At 53.2% G+C, this 24,342-nt stretch carries 22 protein-coding genes and 1 riboswitch; of the genes, 14 read left to right on the forward strand and 8 right to left on the reverse strand.

Going from position 1 to position 24,342, the window contains the following annotated elements; translation table 11 throughout:
• Position 1 precedes the first annotated feature (1 nt).
• The 3 genes from mreD to ACT53G_RS11075 are packed head-to-tail and all read right to left on the reverse strand — an operon-like array spanning position 2 to position 2,657.
• Positions 2-478 carry a rod shape-determining protein MreD gene (gene mreD / locus ACT53G_RS11065; RefSeq protein WP_194749038.1) on the reverse strand — a complete coding sequence of 159 codons (477 nt, stop codon included), beginning with the start codon at positions 476-478 and terminating at the stop codon, positions 2-4.
• On the reverse strand, positions 475-1,584 hold the full coding sequence (mreC, locus tag ACT53G_RS11070) for a rod shape-determining protein MreC (RefSeq protein ID WP_476169424.1): 1,110 nt from the start codon (positions 1,582-1,584) through the stop codon (positions 475-477). The genes mreD and mreC overlap by 4 nt, the downstream gene beginning before the upstream one ends.
• Positions 1,585-1,613: 29 nt before the next feature.
• Complete coding sequence (locus tag ACT53G_RS11075) at positions 1,614-2,657, reverse strand: rod shape-determining protein (RefSeq protein WP_194749035.1); 1,044 nt, start codon at positions 2,655-2,657, stop codon at positions 1,614-1,616.
• A 128-nt stretch (positions 2,658-2,785) separates the two neighbouring features.
• On the opposite strand from ACT53G_RS11075, the gene gatC reads away from it, so the two are divergent.
• Genes gatC through gatB form a run of 3 tightly spaced genes read left to right on the forward strand, consistent with a single transcriptional unit; the run spans position 2,786 to position 6,058 of the window.
• Positions 2,786-3,073, forward strand: a complete 288-nt coding sequence (gatC, locus tag ACT53G_RS11080; RefSeq protein WP_194749033.1) for an Asp-tRNA(Asn)/Glu-tRNA(Gln) amidotransferase subunit GatC — start codon at positions 2,786-2,788, stop codon at positions 3,071-3,073.
• Between the two features lie 47 nt (positions 3,074-3,120).
• Entirely contained in the window at positions 3,121-4,611 is a 1,491-nt protein-coding gene (gene gatA, locus ACT53G_RS11085; RefSeq protein ID WP_476169425.1) for an Asp-tRNA(Asn)/Glu-tRNA(Gln) amidotransferase subunit GatA, read from the forward strand.
• Position 4,612: 1 nt separating this feature from the next.
• Positions 4,613-6,058, forward strand: a complete 1,446-nt coding sequence (gene gatB, locus ACT53G_RS11090) for an Asp-tRNA(Asn)/Glu-tRNA(Gln) amidotransferase subunit GatB (protein WP_476169426.1) — start codon at positions 4,613-4,615, stop codon at positions 6,056-6,058.
• 341 nt (positions 6,059-6,399) lie between these two features.
• On the opposite strand, the gene ACT53G_RS11095 is transcribed toward gatB, so the two are convergent.
• Complete coding sequence (locus ACT53G_RS11095) at positions 6,400-6,807, reverse strand: hypothetical protein (protein ID WP_476169427.1); 408 nt, start codon at positions 6,805-6,807, stop codon at positions 6,400-6,402.
• A gap of 149 nt (positions 6,808-6,956) precedes the next feature.
• A riboswitch (TPP riboswitch) is annotated at positions 6,957-7,069 on the forward strand.
• A 27-nt stretch (positions 7,070-7,096) separates the two neighbouring features.
• On the opposite strand from ACT53G_RS11095, the gene thiC reads away from it, so the two are divergent.
• The 5 genes from thiC (at position 7,097) to ACT53G_RS11120 (ending at position 12,302) form a co-directional block, all read left to right on the forward strand.
• Positions 7,097-8,977, forward strand: coding sequence for a phosphomethylpyrimidine synthase ThiC (gene thiC, locus ACT53G_RS11100; RefSeq protein ID WP_476169428.1), 1,881 nt, complete (start codon positions 7,097-7,099; stop codon positions 8,975-8,977).
• A 159-nt stretch (positions 8,978-9,136) separates the two neighbouring features.
• Entirely contained in the window at positions 9,137-10,792 is a 1,656-nt protein-coding gene (locus ACT53G_RS11105) for a hypothetical protein (RefSeq protein ID WP_379074024.1), read from the forward strand.
• A 110-nt stretch (positions 10,793-10,902) separates the two neighbouring features.
• Entirely contained in the window at positions 10,903-11,418 is a 516-nt protein-coding gene (locus tag ACT53G_RS11110) for a hypothetical protein (RefSeq protein WP_476169429.1), read from the forward strand.
• 232 nt (positions 11,419-11,650) lie between these two features.
• Positions 11,651-11,917 (forward strand): hypothetical protein, encoded by a 267-nt coding sequence (locus tag ACT53G_RS11115; RefSeq protein WP_313984455.1) that lies wholly within the window; start codon positions 11,651-11,653, stop codon positions 11,915-11,917.
• Between the two features lie 97 nt (positions 11,918-12,014).
• Positions 12,015-12,302: a hypothetical protein gene (locus ACT53G_RS11120; protein ID WP_194749024.1), complete on the forward strand. Its 288-nt coding sequence runs from the start codon at positions 12,015-12,017 to the stop codon at positions 12,300-12,302.
• A gap of 120 nt (positions 12,303-12,422) precedes the next feature.
• On the opposite strand, the gene ACT53G_RS11125 is transcribed toward ACT53G_RS11120, so the two are convergent.
• Positions 12,423-12,956 (reverse strand): YaeQ family protein, encoded by a 534-nt coding sequence (locus ACT53G_RS11125; protein WP_476169430.1) that lies wholly within the window; start codon positions 12,954-12,956, stop codon positions 12,423-12,425.
• Between the two features lie 165 nt (positions 12,957-13,121).
• Between ACT53G_RS11125 and ACT53G_RS11130 the strand changes: the two genes are divergently transcribed.
• Genes ACT53G_RS11130 through ACT53G_RS11145 form a run of 4 tightly spaced genes read left to right on the forward strand, consistent with a single transcriptional unit; the run spans position 13,122 to position 19,512 of the window.
• Positions 13,122-13,781, forward strand: a complete 660-nt coding sequence (locus ACT53G_RS11130; RefSeq protein WP_194749021.1) for a TetR/AcrR family transcriptional regulator — start codon at positions 13,122-13,124, stop codon at positions 13,779-13,781.
• On the forward strand, positions 13,778-15,244 hold the full coding sequence (locus ACT53G_RS11135; RefSeq protein WP_194749020.1) for an efflux transporter outer membrane subunit: 1,467 nt from the start codon (positions 13,778-13,780) through the stop codon (positions 15,242-15,244). Before ACT53G_RS11130 ends, ACT53G_RS11135 begins: the two co-directional genes overlap by 4 nt.
• A 6-nt stretch (positions 15,245-15,250) precedes the next feature.
• Positions 15,251-16,444, forward strand: a complete 1,194-nt coding sequence (locus ACT53G_RS11140) for an efflux RND transporter periplasmic adaptor subunit (RefSeq protein ID WP_379074031.1) — start codon at positions 15,251-15,253, stop codon at positions 16,442-16,444.
• The gene (locus ACT53G_RS11145) at positions 16,441-19,512 is read left to right on the forward strand and encodes an efflux RND transporter permease subunit (protein ID WP_379074033.1); all 3,072 of its coding nucleotides are present in this window, start codon (positions 16,441-16,443) and stop codon (positions 19,510-19,512) included. The genes ACT53G_RS11140 and ACT53G_RS11145 overlap by 4 nt, the downstream gene beginning before the upstream one ends.
• A gap of 102 nt (positions 19,513-19,614) precedes the next feature.
• On the opposite strand, the gene ACT53G_RS11150 is transcribed toward ACT53G_RS11145, so the two are convergent.
• The 3 genes from ACT53G_RS11150 to nudB all read right to left on the reverse strand — a co-directional run bounded on the left by ACT53G_RS11150 (position 19,615) and on the right by nudB (position 21,671).
• Positions 19,615-20,043 (reverse strand): HIT family protein, encoded by a 429-nt coding sequence (locus tag ACT53G_RS11150; RefSeq protein WP_379074035.1) that lies wholly within the window; start codon positions 20,041-20,043, stop codon positions 19,615-19,617.
• The gene (gene nadA, locus ACT53G_RS11155) at positions 20,043-21,140 is read right to left on the reverse strand and encodes a quinolinate synthase NadA (protein ID WP_275357573.1); all 1,098 of its coding nucleotides are present in this window, start codon (positions 21,138-21,140) and stop codon (positions 20,043-20,045) included. The genes ACT53G_RS11150 and nadA overlap by 1 nt, the downstream gene beginning before the upstream one ends.
• Before the next feature lie 75 nt (positions 21,141-21,215).
• Positions 21,216-21,671 carry a dihydroneopterin triphosphate diphosphatase gene (gene nudB / locus ACT53G_RS11160; protein WP_476169431.1) on the reverse strand — a complete coding sequence of 152 codons (456 nt, stop codon included), beginning with the start codon at positions 21,669-21,671 and terminating at the stop codon, positions 21,216-21,218.
• Positions 21,672-21,848: 177 nt separating this feature from the next.
• On the opposite strand from nudB, the gene ACT53G_RS11165 reads away from it, so the two are divergent.
• Both ACT53G_RS11165 and ACT53G_RS11170 read left to right on the forward strand, forming a co-directional pair.
• Entirely contained in the window at positions 21,849-23,177 is a 1,329-nt protein-coding gene (locus tag ACT53G_RS11165) for a TolC family protein (RefSeq protein ID WP_476169432.1), read from the forward strand.
• Between the two features lie 4 nt (positions 23,178-23,181).
• Entirely contained in the window at positions 23,182-24,342 is a 1,161-nt protein-coding gene (locus tag ACT53G_RS11170) for an efflux RND transporter periplasmic adaptor subunit (RefSeq protein WP_476169433.1), read from the forward strand.

The raw sequence follows: 24,342 nt of genomic DNA on the forward strand, positions 1-24,342 counted from the left end.
CTTACAATTTCTTCGGGCGGGTCAGTTCGCCAAACCAGATAATCATGAATTGCCACAGTATCAGGTCAGACACGATGGGGAAGGCGTAGGTCCAGTCGGGCAATTCGCCGCCGGCAAACAGCTTGAGCAGCAAAATCAGCCCGCGCTCTACGCCAAACAAAAACAACACATATAAATAGAGCTGCCAGCGATTGAACAGCACCAGCCTGCGTTGATAGATCAGGCCGAGAAAGGCGGTGATTGCAAATGTCAGGGCATGTTGTCCGAGCAGGCTGCCCGTGGATAAGTCCACCAGCAAGCCAGCAAACCACACCCAGCCAATATTGCAGTGGTAGGGGGCTTGCAACAGCCAATACAGCATGATGACCAGCAGAAAATCTGGGCGCACAATAATGCCCGCATTTGACCAGGGGTAAAGTTGAAAAATCAACCCGACCAGCAAGGTGAAAAAGAACGTGCTGAACTTAACCGGTTTCATCGACGCTCCGGTGTGGTTGGTGGAGTGGGCGGCGCCACTGGGTCAGTAGGCGTTGCGCTGTCTGGTTGTGCGGTCATTTCGGTGTCTGGCGGCTGTCCGGCATCCAGTACGGGCGGTGTGGTGACCGGGTTGGGGTCAACCAGCGCATTGTTCTTTTGCAAGACATCCACCACTGACTGATCCAGGTGCTGCGCGTTGTTGCGTTGCAACATGGGGCGGCTTTCGGACATCGGATTGGTGGCCGGAGACTCTGGCACTTTGAGGATCAGCACATGTTTGTGGTTATTCACGCCGGCAATCGGGCGGCTGATGATCTTGGCAAACGGCGAATCCTGGCTTTGCTTGATCTGGGTGACGATAGCCACTGCCAAACCGGCGGGATAGACGCCGTCAATGCCCGAGGTTACCAGTTTGTCACCAACCTTGATGTCGACGCTGGTGGGCAGGTAGGGAATGTCCAGCGTGTTGCGTTTGCCCTCCCCAAAGGCAATGGCGCGTAATTGGTTGCGCTCGATCTGAATAGGAATCGATAGTTTTTTATCCGTGATCAGCGTGACTTCGCTGGTGAACGGATACACCCGGGTGATCTGACCCACCACGCCCTGTTCATCAACCACCGCTTGCCCGGGGGTGATGTGGTGGTGACTGCCACGGTTCAGCGTGATGATGTTGCTAAATGGGTCGCGCCCCATATGCATGACTTCACCCAGCGTGGCTTCCGGGATAATCGGTGCATCCCCGGCCAGCAATGTGCGTAAATGCGCATTTTCGGCATCGACAGTGGCCAGGCGCTGCAAGGCTGCATGATCGATCAGCGCCTGCTGTTTGAGCTTGAAGTTATCCTGAATCAGCTGGTTATGCGAGGTAAAGTAGGTATTGATGTTGCGCCCCCATTCGTTAGGGGCGCTGGCGATCACTTCAAGCGGGTGCAGGGCGGTACTGAACCATTGCCTTACCTGGCTCAAATAATCAAAGCGTGCATCGACCGCCATCATGACCAAAGACAGCGTACAAAAAAACATCAGGCGCGAGAAAGGCTTGGGCCCCTGGATAAAAAAGGCCGGCGACTCTTGCGGATCAAGCTGTTGGTGGATGCCTTTAAGCATAGTCAGGGTCGCGCCAACTGGGTGCGGATTTATTCGCTAGCGAATACGTTGCCCAGCTTGTCCATTTCCTCAAGTGCGCGGCCACAGCCACGGGCGACACAGGTCAGTGGATCTTCAGCCACGATGACTGGCAAGCCGGTTTCTTCTACCAGCAAACGGTCCAGGTCGCGCAACAAGGCACCACCACCGGTCAACACCATGCCTTTTTCGGCAATGTCTGCGCCCAGCTCTGGCGGCGTTTGTTCAAGTGCCGATTTCACTGCACCGACGATGGCATTCAGCGGCTCAGTCAGTGCCTCAAGAATCTCGTTGCTGGAGATGGTGAATTTGCGCGGCAAGCCTTCAGCCAGGTTGCGGCCAGTCACTTCCATTTCAAGCACTTCAGAGCCGGGGAAGGCGGAGCCGATTTTTTTCTTGATCGCCTCAGCAGTTGGTTCGGAGATTTGCATGCCGTAGTTACGGCGGATGTAGTCAATAATCGCCTGGTCAAACTTGTCACCACCGACGCGCTCGGACTTGGCGTAGACAATGCCGCCCAGTGAGATCACGCCAACTTCAGTCGTGCCGCCACCAATATCGACGACCATGGAGCCGGTGGCTTCGGCCACAGGCATATCGGCACCAATCGCAGCGGCCATCGGTTCTTCAATCAGAAACACCTGCTTGGCACCTGCGCGCTCGGCAGATTCTTTAATCGCACGACGCTCTACCTGGGTGGAGCCCACGGGGACGCAGATGATGATGCGTGGGCTGGGAGAGAACCAGCGAGATTCGTGTACCTTGCGGATAAAGAACTTGAGCATTTGCTCGGTGATGGTGAAGTCGGCGATCACACCGTCTTTCATCGGGCGGATGGCCTGAATGTTGGCTGGCGCGCGGCCCAGCATGCTTTTTGCATCAGAGCCGACTGCCAGCAGCACTTTTTTGCCGTTGGGGCCGCCTTCGGTACGAATCGCCACCACTGAGGGCTCATCCAGCACCACCCCTTTGCCGCGTACGTAAATCAGCGTGTTGGCGGTGCCAAGGTCAATGGCAAGGTCATTGGAGAAGTAGCTGTTGATTGAACCGAACATGTTTTATCCTGTGAAAATTCTGACTTTGGTGCTGCCCGCTGGGTGCGGCATAAAATCAAGGTATAATAGCGCAAAACGCACATGAAATTAAGATGTGTTTTCAAAATCTTATAGACAATTAACCACACATGGCACTGAATCTAGATGATATCAAGCGTATCGCGCACCTGGCCCGCATCGAGGTCAGCGACAGTGAAGCGCAAGAAACCCTAAGCAAACTTTCCGGTATTCTGGGGCTGATTGAGCAAATGCAGGCGGTGGACACCACCGGCATCACCCCAATGTCGCACTCGCAAGACGTGACACAGCGTCTGCGTGAAGACGTGGTGACTAAAACCAACCAGCGCGAACTGTTTCAATCCATTGCACCAGCCACGCAAGATGGCTTATACCTGGTGCCCAAAGTCATTGAATAAGCGCTTGCCAGCCCCTGCTTTGACGGTTCATTTTTACGGTTTCCATTATGATAAACAGTAGTTTAAAACAGCTGGGCCAGCAGTTGGCCAGCAAACAAGTTTCCAGCGTGGAGTTGACGCAGGCCTATTTGCAACGCATGGCCAAACTCAACCCCAGCATCAATGCCTATGTCACCATAGACGAACAAAAAACCCTGGCGCAGGCGCAAGCGGCAGATGCCCGTATCGCCGCCGGTACAGCCGGCCCGCTCACTGGCATCCCCATCGCGCAAAAAGATATTTTTTGTGCCCAGGGCTGGCGCACCACCTGTAGCTCCAAAATGCTGGAAAACTTTATTGCCCCCTATGACGCGCATGTGATCAGCCAGTTTGATGCGGCCGGTGCAGTGAATCTGGGCAAAACCAATATGGATGAGTTCGCCATGGGTTCCTCCAACGAAACCAGTTATTTTGGCGGCGTCAAAAATCCATGGGACTTTGATCGTGTGCCTGGCGGTAGCTCTGGCGGTTCCGCGGCGGCTGTGGCCGCCCGCTTGTGTGCTGCGGCCACCGGGACAGATACTGGCGGTTCCATCCGCCAACCCGCTTCATTGTGCGGCTTTACTGGCCTTAAACCAACTTATGGCCTGGTCTCCCGTTACGGCATGATCGCTTTTGCTTCGTCGCTGGACCAGGCAGGCCCCATGGCCAAGTCGGCTGAAGACTGTGCGTTGATGCTGAATGTCATGGCCGGTTTTGACGAGCGTGACTCCACCAGCGTGCAGCGCGAGCAAGAAGATTACACGCGTGGCTTGAGCGCCATGCAAGGCACGCAGCCGCTCAAAGGCTTGCGGATTGGCCTGCCCAAAGAATATTTTGCCGAAGGTTTGAATGCTGACGTGGCTAAAGTGATTGAAACGGCGATTGCAGAATACAAAAAGCTGGGTGCAGAGATTGTCGAGATCAGCTTGCCAAACAACAATCTGTCGATTCCAGTCTATTACGTGCTTGCCCCAGCCGAGGCATCGAGCAACCTGTCACGTTATGACGGCGTCCGTTATGGTCACCGTGCGGCGGAATACAATGACCTGCTCGACATGTACATGAAGTCGCGCGCAGAAGGTTTTGGTGCCGAGGTCAAGCGCCGTATCCTGATTGGTACCTATGTGCTCAGTGCCGGTTATTACGATGCCTACTACCTCAAGGCTCAGCAAATCCGCCGCCTGATTGCCCAGGACTTTGTGGAAGCCTTCAAGCAGTGTGATGTAATCATGGGCCCGGCCGCGCCTTCAACAGCCTTTAAAGCCGGTGAAAAAACCAGCGACCCCGTCGCCATGTATCTCGAAGACTTATACACCATTGCCGTGAACCTGGCGGGCTTGCCAGGCATGAGCATCCCGGCCGGGTTTACCACCAGCAGCGAAGGCAAGGCCTTGCCGGTTGGTTTGCAGATTATTGGCAATTATTTTGATGAGGCGCGCATGCTCAATGTCGGCCATGCCTATCAACAAGTCACAGACTGGCATACACGCATGCCAGTCGGTTTGGAGAACATCTAACATGCAGTGGGAAGTCGTGATCGGGTTGGAAACCCACGTACAGTTACAAACCAAGTCCAAACAGTTTAGCGGGGCCTCCACCACTTATGGTGCGGCGCCAAATACGCAAGCCTGTGAGGTGAGTATCGCGCTGCCAGGGGTGTTGCCTGTGCTCAACAAAAAAGCCGTGGAATGCGCGATTAAATTTGGCCTGGCGATTGATGCCGAAATGGCGCCACGCAGCGTATTCTCACGTAAAAATTATTTTTATCCCGATTTGCCCAAGGGCTACCAGATCAGCCAGTTTGAGCTGCCGGTAGTGGGCAAAGGTCAGCTGACCATTCAGGTCCCAGCGGGCAAAAATACCGAGGCCTATGAGAAGGTGATCAATATCACGCGTGCGCACCTTGAAGAAGATGCTGGTAAATCTGTGCATGGTGCCGTCGAAGGCATGTCCGGCATAGACTTGAACCGTGCGGGGACGCCCTTGTTGGAAATTGTCACCGAGCCCGATATGAGGAGTGCCGCCGAAGCGGTCGCTTATGCCAAGAAGTTACATGAGCTGGTGCAGTGGATAGGCATTTGCGACGGCAATATGCAGGAAGGTTCTTTCCGTTGTGACGTCAACGTCTCGGTGCGCCCCAAGGGAACTGAAAAGTTCGGTACCCGCCGCGAGATCAAAAACCTGAACTCATTCAAGTTCATGCAGCAAGCCATTGAGTATGAGACCCAGTGGCAAATAGAAACGCTGGAGGATGGCGGCACCATTCAGCAAGCGACTGTCCTGTTTAACCCGGACACCGGTGAAACGCGCGCCATGCGTACCAAGGAAGAAGCCAATGATTATCGCTATTTCCCTGACCCGGACCTGCTGCCGCTGGAAGTGACTGAGGCCGATAAAGCACGCGTGCGCGCCGATATGCCAGAGTTGCCACAAGCCTTGCAGGCGCGGTTGGTGAGCGAGTACCAACTCTCTGCTTATGATGCCAGCACATTGACGGCTTCACGCAGCATGGCTGATTATTTTATGGCCACGGTACAAGCAGGTACCGAGCCCAAACAGGCGGCTAACTGGCTGATGGGCGCGCTTTCTGCCAAGCTCAATGCGGAAGAAAAAACGATTACTGACAGTCCCGTCTCTGCCCAGCAGTTGGCTGCCTTGCTCAAGCGTATTGCAGACAATACGATCTCCAACAACGCTGCCAAACAGGTGTTTGAAGGCTTGTGGGCATGCGAGGGTGAAGTCGATGCCATTATCGAAGCCAAAGGACTCAAGCAAGTGTCTGATACAGGCGCGATTGAGGCCATCATCAAAGAGGTGCTGGCGGCGAACCAGGCCATGGTCGATGAGTACAAATCTGGCAAGGAGAAAGCCTTTAATGCGCTGGTTGGCCAGTGTATGAAAGCCTCTAAAGGCAAGGCGAATCCGGCGCAGGTCAATGAGCTTCTCAAGAAGATGTTGGGCTAGTCCCTTAATTGGCAGTTGGATAAAAAAACAAACCCCGCTTTTGGCGGGGTTTGTTTTTTGACACGACTCTCTAAGCTTTGTAGCTCAGGATTACTTGCAATGCTCTTTGTCGTGATGGTCTTTGCAATGCTCATCTGCAAAAGAAACATTTGAGAATACGGCCATCATTACCAATACTAAAGCTGCGAATTTTTTCATTCTGATCTCCTGTTAGCATTTCAAGTGTAAAGTCATTTGCTGCCTGCGCATGACGACCGTCACACGCATAACTGATTATCGGCTGGCAAGCATCAAACTAAAACTGGATAAACTCGGATTAGCCCCCTTAGTTCATCTATTTGCTATTGGCCCAGGGCATGGCAAATCAGCTGCCATGAGATCGTCATAAAGCCGATGGTGGTGAGCACGAAGCTGATGGCAGAATAGACTTTCCATTTGGTTTTGCTCCAGAAGTCGGGATCAAATGCGGCAATCACAAACACGGTCGGGTTGGTAAAGCCGCCGATAGCCACGCACACACAGGCAAAATAATGCAACTCTATGCCTGCGGCCTTGGCTGCGCCATAAAATCCCAGTCCAAACAGGGCCATAAGGGCGTAGTCGACATGGGCGCGTATCATGGTTTTATAGTCCACCAAAAACTCGCCATCTATACCCTTGATCGGAAACCAGCGGGCAAAAGTCATCAGCCATGCAGACAAAATCAACGCAGTGATACAAGCCACTGCACCTATTAATAACACGTTCATATTTTCTCTCCTGAGCCTATTAAAAAATTAACCCGTGATGTTTTTTGTGTCGGGCAGGTGAATTGTAGACAGGTCTGTCTACTTGTCAAGCGCAGGCAGACGCAAAACTTTGTTTTACTTGCGTTATCAGGCGTTTTCCCGCACAATTCGTCCGTTGCTAGGGGTCTGTAAATACTTCATTTTGTGAGGTTTTTGCAGTGAGAGTTACCCTTCGAACCTGATGCGGGTCATACCGCCGTAGGGAATGCAAGTCTTCGCATCCTTACGTCTTTTCTTTTAAGGATGCCTAATGAACGCTATTGATAAGAACATCAAATTCGTCAACGCGGATGCCAAAGTTGACGAAGCTGCTACCAAACCGTTTGCCAAATCGCGCAAAATTTACGTTGAAGGTTCACGCCCTGATATCCGTGTGCCATTTCGTGAAATTTCACTGAGTGATACCCCTTCCAGCTTTGGTGGGGATACCAATCCACCTGTGGTTGTGTATGACACTTCCGGCCCTTACACTGACCCGAATGTAGAGATCGATATCCGTAACGGTCTGCCAGCGTTGCGTGCGCAATGGATTATGGAGCGGGGTGATGTAGAGCAGCTGGATGGCCCGACGTCTGAATTCGGTCATCAGCGCCTGGTCGATCCAGAGTTGTCACAAATGCGCTTTAACCTGCATCGCAAACCGCTGCGTGCCAAAGCGGGTAAAAATGTCAGCCAGATGCATTATGCGCGGCAAGGCATCATCACACCCGAGATGGAGTTTATCGCCATCCGTGAAAACCAGCGCCGTGAAAACATGAGCGAACTGCTGCAAACCCAGCATCCGGGCCAGAACTACGGTGCCAGCATTCCTAAAGTCATCACACCTGAATTTGTGCGTGACGAAGTGGCGCGTGGCCGTGCCATTATCCCTGCCAACATCAACCACCCGGAAATCGAACCGATGATTATTGGCCGTAACTTCCTGGTCAAGATCAACGCCAACATCGGTAACTCGGCGCTGGGTTCTTCCATCTCAGAGGAAGTGGAAAAAATGGTATGGGGCACCCGTTGGGGTGGCGATACCGTGATGGATCTGTCCACCGGTAAAAACATCCATGAAACCCGTGAGTGGATTATCCGCAACTCACCGGTGCCAATTGGTACCGTGCCTATCTACCAGGCGTTGGAAAAAGTGAACGGCAAGGCCGAAGACCTGACCTGGGAAATCTTCCGCGACACGCTGATTGAACAGGCAGAGCAGGGCGTAGACTATTTTACGATTCACGCTGGTGTGCGCCTGGCATACATTCCCATGACCGCCAAACGCATGACCGGTATCGTGTCACGTGGCGGCTCTATCATGGCCAAATGGTGTCTGGCGCATCATAAAGAGTCTTTCCTGTATACGCACTTTGAAGAAATCTGCGAGATCATGAAGCAGTATGACGTGTCATTCTCGCTGGGTGACGGCTTGCGTCCAGGCTCTATCTACGATGCCAACGACGAAGCGCAATTTGCCGAGCTGAAGACCTTGGGTGAGTTGACCCAGATTGCCTGGAAACATGACGTGCAATGCATGATCGAAGGCCCGGGTCATGTGCCTATGCACCTGATCAAGGAAAACATGGACCTGCAACTGGAGCACTGTGGCGAAGCCCCGTTCTACACGCTGGGCCCATTGACCACCGACATTGCGCCAGGCTATGACCACATTACTTCCGGTATCGGTGCGGCCATGATCGGCTGGTACGGCTGCGCCATGCTGTGTTATGTGACCCCGAAAGAGCATCTGGGCTTGCCGGACAAGGAAGACGTCCGCGTAGGCATCATTACCTACAAGATTGCGGCGCATGCCGCTGACCTGGCCAAAGGCCATCCAGGCGCCCAGATCCGGGACAATGCCTTGTCCAAGGCGCGTTTCGAATTCCGCTGGGAGGACCAGTTTAACCTCGGGCTTGATCCTGAAAAAGCCAAGGAATTCCACGATGAAACCTTGCCGCAAGAAGGTGCCAAACAGGCACACTTCTGCTCCATGTGTGGCCCGCACTTCTGTTCAATGAAAATTACACAGGATGTGCGCGACTACGCCGATAAACTGGGGGTGGATGAACAGGTGGCGCTGGAAAAAGGCATGCAGGAAAAAGCCATCGAGTTTGTGAAAAAAGGCGCTGAGGTTTATCAAAAAGTGTAATTTTTTGGTGCCTTAAGCTTGTAAAAACCGGCCTCGTGCCGGTTTTTTTATGGCCAGCAATCTTGTCATTTAGTCCACAAAATGACTGTTTTTTGCGCCATGTCGCCATGGTCAAACGCGCTATAGTTTGCCATCACAATCGCGGTCAGGAGACTGCACATGCCAGACAATCTGCACACCAGTATCGTCAGGGATTTTCGGCAAACTTTGCTGTGGCCCGTGCAATTGATGACTGATCATCTTGTCCCCGGTGCCGTAGATGCGCCCTGGGAAACGCTCAATGCCATCAAGGATTCGCCCTGGGTAGAAATTGAGGACGATTTTTTACACAGCGCCCCGCACTTAAGTGAAACGCGCTATCAAGAATTCGTCACCTTTATGCCTTTTGCCCAGCGTTTTTTGTATGGCGAGGGCAAGCATGGCCATGCAGCTGGCGGCTATGGCGAATCGCCACTGCATATTTTTAGTCGTCAGGATATCCGTGCCGTCCGTATCACCTTGCCAGAGCATGCGACCCCGCTTACTTTGCGCGTTGCGCATATCGAGCTATATTTCTTTTTTGATATTGATGTTGCCATGCTGGCGCTTGAAGTCACTGCCAGTGATCTCGCGCTCAACGACGCTATGGAAATCCTCTACCGTCTGGGCCGCACCTATCCCAATTACTGGGATGATACCGGCGAGGGCGGGCATTGCGCAAAACGGGTGGAGTGGCTGGATCAGCACGATCAGGTCATTGCTGCCTCTGATTATGAAGACAAGGCCCGCTACCTGGCCTTTGTGAAAGAGAATCACGTCCCTTGTGTCTCATTGCACTGGTCAGCACTGATGTCGCCGCTCGTGCAACATTACTCCGGCCAGTCTGGCGAGTTGCGTTACCGTGAAATTGAATATCAGCGCATGCCCTTGATGGCTTATCTGGCGTTTGACGATGTGAGTACACTGTCGCGCGGAGACTTGATCCGGCTGGGTCTGGTTTGCCAGCCCTGGCATTCAGATACCTTGCCGTTTAGTGAGCAGTTTTTGCAAGACTTTGAGCAACAGCATTGCTATGACCGCTACTGGGATGAGGTCCGCCAAGACCCCTGGAGCACCACGCGCATAATGTGTACCGGCCAGAATTTTGTCGTGGTCGGCAGTCATCAGCACCGCGTGTTCAGCAATGACAAAAACGGCATCAAGCGCCATTACCAAAACCAGTATTTTCTATTGTTCTTAATCGCCCATTTTCAAAAAGCGGCCTTGCTGATGCTGTCAGACCGCATGGTGCAAGCCATCAGCCGTCTGAATATGCAGAGTGAGGACTCGGTCAAATCTTTCCGCAGCAACATCCGTCATGTCACGGCCGTGTTTCTGCGTTTTACCCACCGCTACTGGTTTGAAAATGTGTCTGATCAGGCCGTCGCCAAAGACCTGTTTGCCTTGATGCTCAAGCAACTGGATTCGGTCAGCCTGTTTGAGAAAACTCGCCGCCGCATTATGGATATGGCCGAATATCTGGAAGGCGAAGAAATCAAGCGGCAGGCGGATACGGTCGTCCGCCTTACCGTGGTCACTATTCTGGGCCTCATCGGCACCATGACCAGTGGCTTGCTGGGCATGAATTTAATCGACCTGACCCAAACCAGTCTGCTGGAGAAGCTGGCATATTTTGGTATCGTCTTTGTGCCTGTCAGCCTGCTTACTTTTTATACTGTGATTAAATCGCGTCGGTTGTCATTGTTTCTGGATGCGCTTTCTAATGAGAGCACAGGCATGCGCTATAAATTATCAAAACTGGCCCGTGTATGGAGCGGTCAATTAGAGGACCGTTAGTGATTCTGTTGGCGTGAGCCTGTTTCAGCCATACAGGTGTTAAAAAGTGAATCTTCAACGCATTCTTCTATCCATCAATATATTGATGACAATATGGATAGGAGAACACGATGAGACGCAGACTCTATTTTGTTTTACCCAATCTTCACAGTGCTCAGGCCGTGATGAATGAATTACTGCTTGATCGCATTGATGAAAATCACATCCATTTTCATGCCCGGCATGAACATTTGCTAGCGCAATTACCAAAAGTCGGTGCCGTAGAAAAATCCGATGTTCTTTATAGTGCGATGGCCGGGTTTGTCTTTGGCGCAATCGTTGGCTTGTTAAGCGGCTTACTCGCCTGCTTTTTCCCATGGTGGTTTGGCGAAGTTGCTTTCACCGTGATTCCGTATTGCATGGTCATTGGAGCACTCGCCTGTGCTGCGTGGGCAGCGGCCATCGCGACTGCGGCACCCGGGTATCGCTTGCGTGCCCACAGTCAACAGCTGGAGCAAGGCAATATCCTCATGGTTGTATCCGTCCCATTGCGCAGGTTACGCGAGATCAGGCAGCGCCTGATGCTACGCCATCCTGAAGCCTTGTATGGCGGTGTTTGGCCCGCCGAGCATCGCTTGTTTCCTTGAGCATACCTATGGTTTGCTGGCATTCACCTGGCGAGCAATCTCAGCGCATTGGTTGCCTAGGCACTTACTTTCAATAGCCATCTAAATAATGACATATGCCGTTAGGTATATACCAAACTACGTATATCGAGAGATTCTTTCTTGTCTGCTGGCTGGCAAAATGCAAACCATCGTGATTGAGCAAACATGTAAACGAGAAGACATGAATCACATTAACCGTATAAGGAGACACATGATGCGTAAATTTATTTCTGTGGGTTTTATGGTTTCAAGTTTGTTCGTGGCCTCAACGGCCGTGGCATTTGAAGGTGAGAAAAATATTCAACAAACCGCGCATACACAGCATTTTTTAAGCAAACGGCCTTATGCCACACCTGCCGTGGTGGCTAGCGCAGCGGCTGATCAAGCCTGGGTAGGTGCGACTTTGGTTGTAAATCCTGCATCCGCACAAGCGCAGCAAGTGATGAAAATGCATCAATTGTCCAAACGTGCGTTTTAGTCAGGTAGTTGTCAGGTAACTATGCCACCATAATCCTGACCGTTACTCACCCTAACGGTAAAAACTATTAAAGAATGAGCGATTTAAGGAGCGTAAAATGAGTAAATTGTTATTAGCAGTTCTGGTAACATTTGGCTTCATGGCGAATGTTCAAGCAGGCGATACCTCTGACGCTGAGAGTGGTGTACACAATCTGCATCAGAACCACTTCCTCGGCAAGCGGCCTTACAGTAAAGCCCCACAGGCAAAACAGCAAAGCCCTGAAGATAAATGGGAAGGCACAGGCTTGATCACAGATAACCCGGATAAAGGTTTGGACAAGCACCAGCAAATGCGCCTGAACTTTATTGGCAAGCGCCCTTACATGGGCTCACCGGCAGACTGAATTTAATTGAGTGCTGTTGAGCGCGGGCTGTGCCGGTGCAACAAAAACCCTTCATGTGATCCATGGAGGGTTTTGTTTTTGAGCCTGTGCTCAATCAGCTTCCAAGGCGTAAGAAGGATGCTAAGCCTTGAGGATGACGGGAGAAAGCTCAAAACTCCCGTTGTCATGACTCACTAATAATTGCTGATCTTGTATGGTGACGCTCATGCTCAGGCTGCGTGAGGCAGCGGCGGTCAGGGCACTGGTCTCTGGCAGGTTAATCACCGTGACATTATCCAGTTTAAGCATGGCTTTTTGGTGTTGCTCCCACCACATCTCTGCAGTTCTGCCACCATAAAGCACTTGCACCACTCGCTTGGCTTTTCCGCAGGCTTTGCGAATCTCACGCTCGTCAGGCAGGCCGACGCCTATCCAGCGTTCTATTGCCCCGGTAAGGTCTTTTTGCCAGAGATCCGGCTCATCGTCGTCACTCAGGCCTTTGCCAAATTGCAAGGCTTCGTCCGCATAGAGCACAAACGCCAGCAGTCTGACCATCAGTCGCTCTTCTGTTTCCGAGGGGTGCTTGGCCAAGGTCAGCATATGCGTCTGATAGTAATGCCTGTCCATATCCGCAATATTGAGATTGATTTTATAAATGGTGGATTTGAGAGCCATGGCGACTGCCTGCGATTAAAAAGTGCAGCGAGTATAACAAACTAAACTATGCTCTTAAGCGCTTTGTAGCCAGCCAGATACAACAAACTGCTTGCGCTTTTTTAGAATCTTCATAAAATTGAAAATAAAACGTTTTATTTTTATTTTATGGATACGCAGGACGACATGCCTTCTACACGCACAGCCGCTGCCAAACCTAAGGTGGGGCGGCCAAAAACCGGGACAACACAGGAGCGGCACGCCCAATTTCTGGCGCAGGCCCTCGAACTGTTTATGACCGAGGGTGTGGCACGGACCAGTATTGCACGGATTGCCGCAACCTGTGGCGTCTCGACGCGAACCATCTATGAGCGTTACAGCAACAAGGATGCGTTATTGATCGCTGCGCTCAAGCACATGGTGGAGCAGGATGTGCGTGCCATGACCAATCTTGAGCAGTTAGCCGACCCGTCGCTGGCCACGGTGCTCACGCATATCGGGCGACTGATGTTGAAAAAAGTCCTTGAACCGCGCATGGTGTCCTTTTTTAGAATTGCGATTTCAGAAGTATCACATTTACCGGAGTTGGCGAGGGCAGTCAAAGAAGTGGGGCCGGAGCGCATCTATCAAATGTTGGCAAATATCTTTAAAACGTATGCGGATAAAGGCGAGTTGCCACAACTGAATTTTATGCGGGCGGCTGAGTCTTATTGCGAGCTACTGATCGCCGGCCCTCGCCATAAAGCATTATTCGGGGTGCAAGAAGCAGATTGGGATGCAGAAGCACACATTGCATTTGTGGTGCAGTTATTCTTGAGAGGATTACACGGGATGGAACAAAAATGAAGCAGCCTGTCTTAAAGGTTGCGGTAAACCTGCGTCGCCTGCCGCTATGGTTGGCTGTCGTGTGTTTGCCGCTGGCGAGTTGCTCGGTGATGGATGAATATATCCGCCCAAAACCCAAGGTAGCTACAGAATGGCAAGCGCCGTTGCCGCATGGCGGCAATCTGGCGTCGCTGAACAATTGGTGGGGGCAATTCAACGATCCTGTGCTTGACCATCTGCTCACTGAGGCACAGAAAGAAAGTCCCTCGCTTGAAATTGCGCTGGCCAATATCCGTGTGTCGCGCGCCAATGTCTTGTCTGCCCGTGCGCAAGGGATCCCTGATTTAACCAGCACCGGCAGTGCCACCAAGAGTAAAGGCGGTGGTGGTGGCGCGTTTCCGGCCAGTACCATTGAAGTTGATTCGATTTCACTGGATGCCAGCTGGGAAGTGGATTTGTTTGGCAAGGTGAAAGCCGCCAAGCAGGCAGCCAAAGCGCAACTGGAGTCCAAGAAAATTGCCTGGCACGATGCACGCTTGAGCCTGGCCGCCGAGGTAGCAAATAATTATGTGAATTACCGTGCCTGCCAGGCATCGGTAGACGCCCTGCAACAGGCCTATGACTCTCGTAAAGAGACCGCGCGTTTGACAGGCATTTCTGCCAAGGCTGGTTTCTCCGCTCCGTCAGACCTGGCACTCGCAGAGGCAGCGACACGCGCCAGTGAGTCTACGCTGGATGGGCAGCAAGCCGAATGTGATGGACTGGTAAAAGCGCTGGTGGCGTTGACCAATTTGCCTGAGCCTGAGTTGCGTCAATGGTTGGCGAAAGGCAAAAGCTTGCCAGAGCCTGCCATGTTTGACGTGCAGGCCTTGCCGGCCAGTTTACTGACCCGGCGCCCAGACCTGGCCATTGATGAGCGCAACTTGGCGGAAGCCAGTGCCAATATCGGCGTCTCCAAAGCCCAGATGTACCCTAGCCTGACCCTGACCGGATCGATCGGCTATCGCCGCACCAACTTTAATGGCACGGTGACACGCACCGACTCCTGGTCGTATGGCCCTTCTCTCAAGTTGCCGATTTTTGATGGAGGCACTTTGCGTGCGGATCTGGCAGAAGCGCGTGCCAATTACGATAGCTTGCTGGCAACCTATCAGCAGGATGTGCGTAATGCTGTCAAAGAAGTAGAGCAGGCTTTGGTGAATCTGGAAAGTGCTACCCGCCGCGCTACCTCCGAGCAGGCCAGTGCCCAGCAATATCAGCAATATTTCAAGGCCGCCGAGATCAACTGGAAATCAGGCGGGCTGGATTTATTGTCACTCGAAGATGCCCGCAGGCAAAAAATTAATGCCGAGCTGAACGTTATCACCCAGCAAAAAAACCGTGTGTTGCAGTGGATTGCGCTATACAAGGCATTTGGTGGTGACTGGCTGGAAACACAGGCGACGGTGAAACCCATCATCCTCAAGCCCATGGAAAAAAGGTAAATAAAAATGGCGAGCAGACTGACAAAAAAAACCAAATTCTTAATCATTGCGGCCGTGCTGGTGGGTGTGAGTGCCTGGTTCTGGCAACATCCGCGGCATCAGGCCGAGCTGGCAGAAAAACGTGCTAACCGCGCGGCCGTCAATCAAACTGAAACAGAACATGCGCCGCAGTCAGCGGGCAAGGGCAAAGCCGCCTTGAGCGTGGAGGTCACCCGGCCCGTGAAGGTGCAATGGCAGACGACTCTGATGCTAAATGGCAGCGTCTATCCCTGGCAAGAGGCCCTGGTCAGTGCGGAAATAGCTGGATTGCGCATACAGCAAGTGCTGGCCGATGTCGGCGCGCAAGTGAGCAAGGGACAGTTGCTGGTTGTCTTGGCCGATGAAACCGTCAAGGCGGATTTGCAAAAACAGCTCGCCACGGTTGAAAAAGACAAGGCCGCGCTGGCTGAAGCAAAGAGTAATGCAGACCGTGCGCGTGAAATCAAGGACAGTGGCGCGCTATCGGCGCAAAAAATCAATGAATACATGATTGCCGAGCAGACGGCACGGGCCAATCTCGCCTTGTCCGAGGCGGAGCTGGAGAACCAGAAAATCCGCTTGCGCCAGACCAAAGTGGTGGCGCCTGACGATGGGGTCATTTCATCACGTTCTGCCAATTTGGGGAATGTGGTGTCGGCCGGGGCGGAGTTATTCAGACTGGTGCGGCAAAGTCGTATTGAGTGGCGCGGTGAGGTGAATGCGGATCAGCAAAATGCTTTGCATGCCGGACAAGCGGTCAACCTGAGTTTGCCGGGCGGCAAGAAGGTAGCCGGGACCGTGCGGTTGATTTCGCCGACCGTCGACAACAATACCCGTAATGCGCTGGTGTATGTGGATATCCCCAAAGGCAGTGCCAAGCCTGGCATGTATGTGCAGGGACAGGTGGATATCGGCCAGCAGCAAGGGTTGGCGGTCCCACTGAGTGCCGTCACCTACCGCGATGGCTTTGCCTATGTGTTTGAACTGGCGCCATCCGGGGCTGACGGTATCAGCCAGGTCGCACAGCGCAAGGTACAAACCGGCCGTACCCGCGAGCAGCTGATAGAGTTGCTTGGTGGCGTGGAGGCAGGGGCCTCGCTGGTGCTCAGTGGTGGCGCTTTTCTCAACGATGGGGATAGGGTCAAAATCGTGACGGTGACCAAACCTGAGGCTGCAAAATGAATTTTTCAGCCTGGTCTATCCGCAATCCGGTTCCCGCCATTCTGCTGTTCGTGGTGTTGAGCTTTCTTGGTCTCAAATCACTTAATCAATTAGGCAAACAGAACTTTCCGGATATTGAGCTGCCGGTGATTTCGGTCAGTGCGACGCTGGAGGGCGCGGCCCCGCCACAGCTGGAAACCGAAGTGGCCCGCAAGATTGAAGACAAGATTGCGACCATTGGTGGGATCGAGCACATGACCACCAAAATCACCGATGGCAGTGTCAGCATCAGTGTGCAGTTCACTATAGATACCAACAGTGAAGAGGCGCTGAATCTGGTACGCAATGCGGTTGATAGCGCCCGCTCGGAGTTGCCCGCTGCGGTACTGACGCCTACCGTGTCTAAAGTGACGACCTCCGGCAGCGCGATCCTCACTTTCGTCGCCTCGGCTGACAATATGGATGAAGGCGAGCTATCGTGGTTTGTTGACAACGAAGTGAGCAAGGCCATGCTGGCAGTGAATGGCGTGGGCAAGATTACGCGTACCGGTGGCGTAGACCGCGAAGTGCAGGTTAATCTTGATCCGACCTTGATGGCGGGTTTGGGCGTCAATGTCAGCGATGTGTCTGCACAGCTCAAACGCGTACAGCAGGATGCCTCGGGCGGGCGAGGGGATATTGGCGACAATATTCAGTCGGTACGCACCCTGGGCGCCTTGCATAGTGCGGATGAAGTCCGCAATCTGGATATTCCCATCGGCGATGGTCGCCACATCAAGTTGTCGCAAGTGGCGGAGGTGATTGATACCTATGCCGAGCGCACCACCTATGCGAGCTATGATAGCAAGCCAGTCATCCGGTTTGAAATTACGCGTAGCAAAGGCACCAGTGAGGTGACGGTGGCCAAAGATGTGCGTGCCGCGCTGGAAAAATTCAGGGTCTTGCATCCACAAGTGAAGATTGTGGAGGCCTTTAACATGGTCAAGCCGGTAGAAGATAACTATCACGGCTCCATGCAATTGCTGTACGAGGGGGCTTTGCTCGCTATTCTGGTGGTGTGGTGGTTTTTGCGCGACTGGCGCGCCACCATTATTGCCGCCGTCGCTCTGCCTTTATCCATGATCCCGACCTTTGCATTTATGCAATATTTCGGCTTCTCGCTCAATATTCTTACTTTGCTTGCCATGGCGCTAGTGGTGGGGATTCTGGTTGATGATGCCATTGTGGAAATCGAAAACATTGTCCGCCACCTGCGCATGGGCAAATCCCCTTATCAGGCCGCCATGGAGGCCGCTGATGAAATCGGCTTTGCGGTGATTGCCACTACATTTACGCTGGTGGCGATTTTTCTACCCACCGCATTTATGGGCGGTATTCCGGGTAAATTCTTCAAGCAGTTTGGCATTACGGCGGCCATTGCGATCATGGGCTCGCTGGTCGTCGCCCGCTTGTTGACGCCGATGATGTCAGCCTATTTGTTAAAACCGCACCCAGTCAAGGAAGAACAAATCTCTGGCTTTATGCGCGCTTACTTACGCAGTGTGGAGTGGTGTTTGCGCCACCGCAAAACCGTGGTGCTGGCATTTGTATTGTTCATTGTAGGCTCATTGAGTTTGATGCCACTGTTGCCCAAAGGCTTTGTGCCTTCCTCTGACAGTAGCCAGACCAAGGTCAATATTGAGTTGCAGCCGGGGACCGCGCTGGAACAGACGCGCGAAGTGGTTAGTCTGGCAGAGCAGATCGTCAAGCAGCACCCGGAAGTGAAGGCGGTGTTTAGCGCAGCGGGCACGGCCAGCACCGGTGGAGGTGGGCCCAATGCTTCTCAGAATAGTACGGATGTGCGCAAGGGCAGCTTGGTGATTAGTCTGACGGATCGTAGTGAGCGGCATCAGAAGCAATCCGAAATTGAAGCCGAGTTACGTGAGCGACTCAAGGCCTTGCCGGGCGCACGCGTCAACGTCGGCATTGGGGAATCCGGTGAAAAACTGCAGATCACACTGGCCAGCGATGATGGCATTGCGCTGGGCAATGCCAGCCAACAGCTGGAGCAACAATTGCGTACCTTGAGCGGTGTCGGCAACATCACATCCAGTGCCAGCCTGCAACGGCCAGAGGTGCAGATCATCCCCGATATCGACAAGGCCGCCGAGCTGGGGGTGACGGTAGAGTCGATTGCACAGGTGATTCGCATTGCTACCTCTGGCGACTTCTCCAATACCATGCCCAAGCTCAATTTGCCTCAGCGCCAGGTGCCAATCCGGGTGCGATTGGGTTCCAGTGTACGCACCAGTTTGCAAGAAATTGCCCAACTGCGGGTACCCGCACGCAACGGCAGTGTCAGTCTGGAAACCGTGGCCACCGTTCGCATGGGCAGTGGGCCGCAGCAAATTGACCGTATGGACCGCATGCGTAATGTGACCTTCGATATCGAACTCAACAAGCGTCAGATTGGTGAGGTCATGCGTGAAGTACAACAGCTGCCCGCCATGCAATCGCTGCCGCCCAGCGTGAAGCAGCTGGAGTCAGGTGACGCCAAACGCATGAACGAGTTGTTTGCCAGCTTTGGCGGCGCCATGGTCATCGGCGTGATGTGCATCTATGTGGTGCTGGTCTTGCTGTTTGGCGACTTTCTGCAACCAGTAACCATCTTGGGGGCGCTGCCCTTGTCACTGGGTGGGGCCTTCTTTGCCTTGCTGGTCACCCACAACAGCTTCTCCATGCCGAGTGTGATTGGGTTGTTGATGTTGATGGGTGTGGTGACCAAAAACTCGATCTTGCTGGTGGAGTACACCATCATGGCCAGAAAAGAGCGCCAGTTAAGCCGGTTTGATGCGATTATCGATGGGTGCCATAAACGTGCGCGGCCGATTGTCATGACCACCATTGCCATGGCTGCCGGTATGCTGCCGATTGCACTGGGCTGGAGTGCGGATCCTAGCTTCCGCGCGCCAATGGCGATTACGGTGATTGGCGGATTAATTACTTCAACCGTGCTGAGTCTGGTGGTGATCCCGGTGCTGTACACCTACGTGGATGATTTACTGGGATGGTTGAGGGGCGTAAGCAGCTGGCTTAAGAAGCATGCTTAGTGCACCCGCACGAAATGGTGATTACGATAGTGATGAGGGTGGGTATGCGTTACAACAGCTGTTGCAACACTAACTCCTAAATATCGAGGAGCTCTTTAAGCTTTAGCTATTGAGCGCACATTCCACTCGCATAGTTACAACGCGTTGTAGGTGATCCCGAACATCCTGTCTCATAGGCTGACTCTCGGAATCCCGCATAGCGCTGCCCCAGTGGCTATTCGGAAAGTGTTTGTCACTCTCGAATCTTGGCAACACATGCCAGTGCATATGCGGCGTTTTATTACCCAGGCTAGCCAGGTTGATTTTATCCGGTTGTATGACTTCCCGCAGTGCAGTTTCGACAGCAAACACGACTTTCATGGTGCGTGCTCGCGCTGCGGGAGGCAGGTCGGTCATTTCTTTGACGTGTGCAATTAATTCCACCCGGCAATAGGCAGGGTAATCTGCGTCGTGCAATAACACTACCCGGCAAAAATCATCCTGCCATAGCAAGTCGTAGGGGGTTGGTTGGCACAGCGGGCAATCACGCATCAGGAAACGGCCAGCATTCTATCCAGTGTGAGTTTGGCCAGTTTGGCTTCATGCGCGGGCACTTTAATCTGGTTGACCACATTGCCGTCGGCCAGGTTTTCCAGGCACCAGGCCAGGTGTTGCGGGTCAATACGCGCCATGGTTGAGCATTCGCAAACGACATGGCTCATGAACTGTACCAGCTTGTTTTGCGGTTTCATTTCTTCGGCCAGGCGTGTGACCAGGTTCAATTCGGTGCCTACCAGCCATTTCGTGCCAGGCTCGGCTTCACTCACGGTACGCAAGATGTATTCTGTAGAGCCAACATAATCTGAGTTGATGCAGACCTCAAACGCCGTTTCCGGGTGAGAAATGACTTTGCCATCTGGATGCTGGGCGCGGAACTGGTCGATATTCTGTTTGCGGAACATCTGGTGTACTGAGCAATGACCTTTCCACAGCAGGATTTTTGCGTCTTTGATTTGCTGTTCGGTCAAGCCGCCCATGGGCAGATCTGGATCCCAGACAGGCATTTGCTCTAATGGGATACCCATTTTGTAGCCGCTCCAACGGCCCAGATGCTGATCCGGAAAGAACAGGATTTTTTCGCGCTGGCTGAAACCCCACTCCAGGATTTTGGGGGCGTTGGTGCTGGTGCACACAATGCCGCCATGTTCACCACAGAAGGCTTTCAGGTCCGCCGCGGAGTTGATATACGTGACCGGTGTGATGGTCTCATCAAAATTAAGCACTTTGCTGAGTTCTCGATAGCTACGCTCAACCTTGGCCAGATTGGCCATGTCTGCCATGGAGCAGCCTGCGGCCAAGTCTGGCAAGATCACGACCTGATCCGGGCGGCTCAAGATGTCAGCCACCTCGGCCATGAAATGCACACCCAGAAAGACGATGTATTCCGCATCCAGGCTGTCACAATATTTAGACAGTTTCAGTGAGTCACCAGAGTAATCCGCATGGCGGTAAACACTCTCGTGCTGGTAATGGTGGCCCAGAATCACCAGTCGCTTACCCAGCTTTTCGCGGGCAGCCAGAATACGGGCCTGACAGTCATCGTCTTTGGCCGACTGGAACTTTTCAAATTTGATAGTGGCGGTTTGCATGGTCATAGCCATTAGTTGAGGGTAAAACGCTATTTTACAACCGATGTGGATTTATCCCAATTGCAAAGCTGGCAATTACAGTGTTAAACGGTGTTTTTCACCCAGCCGTCTAAGGGCATCCACATTCGTCCAGCTGAAGACTTTTTTAGCCGCTTGCCGCCAGTCTACCCATTCATAGCGCGTGTGTTCGTCTGGCGCCAGCGTGACTGGTTGTGGTTCCGGCAGACACAAGCCAAACAGGTGCTCGGTGTTTTGAGTGACGCCGGGCGCATATCGGTGACGCCAATGCGGATAGATTTCATACACATTGCTGGCGTGCCAATCTTCAAAGTCGTAAGCCAGCGCGTCCAGGCCGGTTTCTTCCCGCACTTCGCGAATCGCTGCCTGATAGGGCGATTCTTCTGCTTCTATGCTCCCGGTCACTGACTGCCAGTATCCCGGTTTGTCCGTACGCTCCATCAACAGTACTTGCAAATCTGGCGTATGAATCAACACCAATGCGGAAACGGGAATCTTGAAATGTTGTGTCATAAGGAGGATTGTCTATAAAGCCCGCGGCCTTGTCCATGGCTGACGGTGTTTACAATAGACTCTTTTTTGTCAGGATGCGTTCAGTGAAAGATTGTCGTAAGCAGATAAGCCTACTATGATAAGGATAATCAGGTGTATACCATAAAAATTTAAGTGATGAGCACAGGGATAGGTGTTATGTTGAGGCGTCAGCAGGGCTGGCTTTGCGTGTTGCTGATGGTCTGTTTTGAGGCGGTTGCGGATTCCGGTGTCGCTCCAGCCATTGCATGGGACCAGCTCAGCCTGCAGCAGGCGGAACTTGTGTTTGCAGGCAATAACCGTGATCTGCTTGCTGCCAAGCGGGCGATTGAAAGTGCAGAAGCCGATACCCTGATTGCTGGCCAAAAACCAAACCCGGTCTTGTCACTCGGCCTTTCCAGTCTCAACCTCAATCGCGGCCAAGGCAATAAAAACCAAAACGGCAAACGAGACCTGTTGGATCAAACCTATAACTCGGCGGTGCAGGTCACTCAGTTGTATGAGCGTGGTGACAAGCGGGCACTGCGTTCTGCCGTGGCGGAAAGTGCGGTCAAAGCGAGCCGGCTCGACCTGGGGGAAACCTATCGTCAACAGGCATTGGCCATGGCCACGGCCTATTTTGATCTCAAACTTGCCCAGGAAAGTCTGCTCATTCAGCAGGCGAATGTCAGTAGCTACGAGAAAACACTGCAGGCAGCGCAATTACGTCTGAAAGCAGGCGATGTGGCGTCGGCCGATGTAGCGCGCATCCGGGTAGATGCCCTGCGGGCCAGCAATGATTTGCGCCAGGCTGAGGCGACTGTGCAAAAAGCGCAAACCATGCTGGCTTACTTGCTTGGCAAGGATCAGGATGCGAGTAAGCTCCGTGTGACGGACCCCTGGCCCGCCCTGATTACAGAGCCCTCGGCCAATCCAGCGGCTGAGAAAGACACTGGCTGGTTACCACAACGTCCGGATGTGAAGGCTGCTGAAGCGCGCATGGAGCAGGCCCAGCAGACCAGAAAGCTTGCGGAGTCGCTCAAGGTCAGAGATTTTACCTGGTCGTTTGCTTACCAGCATTTTCCCGGGCAGGAGCCTGGATCGGCACCAGATACCATAGGCGCTTCATTGAGTATTCCCTTGTTTACCAATTATCAGTATGAGGGCGAGGCCGCACGGGCTGAAGTTGGCTATACCAGTGCAATCGAGGCCAGAGAGCGCGTGCAGGCGGCGGCGATTGCCGAAATGAGGCAGGCCAAAGCAGATTTGGATGCCGCGATTGATAAAAATCGACGTTTTGACCAGAGCATTCTGCGTGAAGCGCAAAATGCAGCAGACGCGGCAGAGTTTGCCTACAAGCATGGCGCCATGAATGTCATGGATTTGCTCGATGCACGACGTATTTTACGCACGCTCCAACTGGAGGCAGTCAGTGTCAAAGCTGATTATGCCAAGTCCCTATCCGCCTGGTTAGCGGCCACCCGCCAGGCATTTGTCTATCAAGAATAATTTTATGATGCGCTCATTCACTTCCATGGCTTCCCCTCCTGCTACCGTCAAGGCGATGCGCCAGTTCGTATTTATCTTGTGCGCGATAGTGGTTTGCATGGCTTCAGCCATGGCGGCAGACAAAAATGCCCGCGTGCCCGCGCAGCCTGCCAACCAGATTGTACTGACGCCGGGTTCGCCACAATTAAACAGTCTCAAAATTGAACCCGTCACCGAGATCCCGGTGCCGGTGACCGAGCCGCTCAACGGCAAGATTGTGTTTGATGAAAACCGGACAGCACGGGTGTATTCGCCGGTGGCCGGACGAGCGCTGAATATTCAGGCACAAATAGGCGAAGCCGTGAAAGCCGGTCAGCCCTTGCTGGTGATGGACTCGCCGGATGTGGGGGCAGCGGTCGCGGATGTGCGCAAAGCACAGGCAGATTTGGGACTCAAACAACAGGCGCTGGAGCGTAGCCGCATGCTGGTAGAGGGCGGCGTGCTGGCCAGAAAAGACATGGAAGTCGCACAGGCGGACTGGGCGAGTGCGCGTGCAGAACATGAGCGCGCGATGGCGAGGTTGAAAAACCTGCGGGTGTCGACCGGGGCCAGTGATCGCTATGTCGTGCGCTCGCCAATCGCGGGGGTGGTGGTTGACCGGAAAGTGAATCCCGGCAGCGAGGTCCGCCCCGATGCGGCAGATCCTTTGTTTTTGATCACGGACCCCAGCCACGTCTGGGCCAGTATCGATTTGCCAGAGCGGGACTTGAGCCGGATTTCGCAAGGGCAAAAGCTCAGTGTCCAGGTGGATGCCTATCCTGACGAGGTGTTTGACGGCGAAATTAAAACAATAGGCATCATGGTAGACCCGACCACGCGACGTATTCCTGTGCGTTGCCTGCTCGACAGCAAAGGCAAGCTCAAGCCAGAAATGTATGCGCGCATCACGCCGCTGGATACCAGCCAGCATCGCGTCATCCGCGTGCCCAACAGTGCCCTGATTACCGAGGGACTCTACAGCTATGTCTTTGTAGAAGAGCAGCCCTTGCATTTTAGCAAGCGTAAAGTCGTGCTGGATTTACAACGGCGGGAATATGCCACCGTGAAAACCGGCTTAAACCCGGGTGAGCGCATCGTGACCAGCGGCGCCATTCTGCTCAATTCAGATTTGTCCGTGAGTAAATAG

The organism is Methylophilus sp. DMC18, from assembly GCF_056314005.1.

Bases quoted from the DNA above. Each gene is read 5' to 3' on its own strand.
- ACT53G_RS11125 (WP_476169430.1), bottom strand. From the start codon at position 12,956: ATGGCTCTCAAATCCACCATTTATAAAATCAATCTCAATATTGCGGAT.
- ACT53G_RS11105 (WP_379074024.1), top strand. From the start codon at position 9,137: ATGCCAGACAATCTGCACACCAGTATCGTCAGGGATTTTCGGCAAACT.
- ACT53G_RS11130 (WP_194749021.1), top strand. From the start codon at position 13,122: ATGCCTTCTACACGCACAGCCGCTGCCAAACCTAAGGTGGGGCGGCCA.
- gatC (WP_194749033.1), top strand. From the start codon at position 2,786: ATGGCACTGAATCTAGATGATATCAAGCGTATCGCGCACCTGGCCCGC.
- gatA (WP_476169425.1), top strand. From the start codon at position 3,121: ATGATAAACAGTAGTTTAAAACAGCTGGGCCAGCAGTTGGCCAGCAAA.
- ACT53G_RS11075 (WP_194749035.1), bottom strand. From the start codon at position 2,657: ATGTTCGGTTCAATCAACAGCTACTTCTCCAATGACCTTGCCATTGAC.
- ACT53G_RS11170 (WP_476169433.1), top strand. From the start codon at position 23,182: ATGATGCGCTCATTCACTTCCATGGCTTCCCCTCCTGCTACCGTCAAG.
- ACT53G_RS11150 (WP_379074035.1), bottom strand. From the start codon at position 20,043: ATGCGTGATTGCCCGCTGTGCCAACCAACCCCCTACGACTTGCTATGG.
- gatB (WP_476169426.1), top strand. From the start codon at position 4,613: ATGCAGTGGGAAGTCGTGATCGGGTTGGAAACCCACGTACAGTTACAA.
- thiC (WP_476169428.1), top strand. From the start codon at position 7,097: ATGAACGCTATTGATAAGAACATCAAATTCGTCAACGCGGATGCCAAA.
- ACT53G_RS11135 (WP_194749020.1), top strand. From the start codon at position 13,778: ATGAAGCAGCCTGTCTTAAAGGTTGCGGTAAACCTGCGTCGCCTGCCG.
- ACT53G_RS11145 (WP_379074033.1), top strand. From the start codon at position 16,441: ATGAATTTTTCAGCCTGGTCTATCCGCAATCCGGTTCCCGCCATTCTG.
- ACT53G_RS11115 (WP_313984455.1), top strand. From the start codon at position 11,651: ATGATGCGTAAATTTATTTCTGTGGGTTTTATGGTTTCAAGTTTGTTC.
- mreC (WP_476169424.1), bottom strand. From the start codon at position 1,584: ATGCTTAAAGGCATCCACCAACAGCTTGATCCGCAAGAGTCGCCGGCC.
- ACT53G_RS11120 (WP_194749024.1), top strand. From the start codon at position 12,015: ATGAGTAAATTGTTATTAGCAGTTCTGGTAACATTTGGCTTCATGGCG.
- nadA (WP_275357573.1), bottom strand. From the start codon at position 21,140: ATGCAAACCGCCACTATCAAATTTGAAAAGTTCCAGTCGGCCAAAGAC.
- ACT53G_RS11095 (WP_476169427.1), bottom strand. From the start codon at position 6,807: ATGAACGTGTTATTAATAGGTGCAGTGGCTTGTATCACTGCGTTGATT.
- ACT53G_RS11165 (WP_476169432.1), top strand. From the start codon at position 21,849: ATGTTGAGGCGTCAGCAGGGCTGGCTTTGCGTGTTGCTGATGGTCTGT.
- mreD (WP_194749038.1), bottom strand. From the start codon at position 478: ATGAAACCGGTTAAGTTCAGCACGTTCTTTTTCACCTTGCTGGTCGGG.
- ACT53G_RS11110 (WP_476169429.1), top strand. From the start codon at position 10,903: ATGAGACGCAGACTCTATTTTGTTTTACCCAATCTTCACAGTGCTCAG.
- ACT53G_RS11140 (WP_379074031.1), top strand. From the start codon at position 15,251: ATGGCGAGCAGACTGACAAAAAAAACCAAATTCTTAATCATTGCGGCC.
- nudB (WP_476169431.1), bottom strand. From the start codon at position 21,671: ATGACACAACATTTCAAGATTCCCGTTTCCGCATTGGTGTTGATTCAT.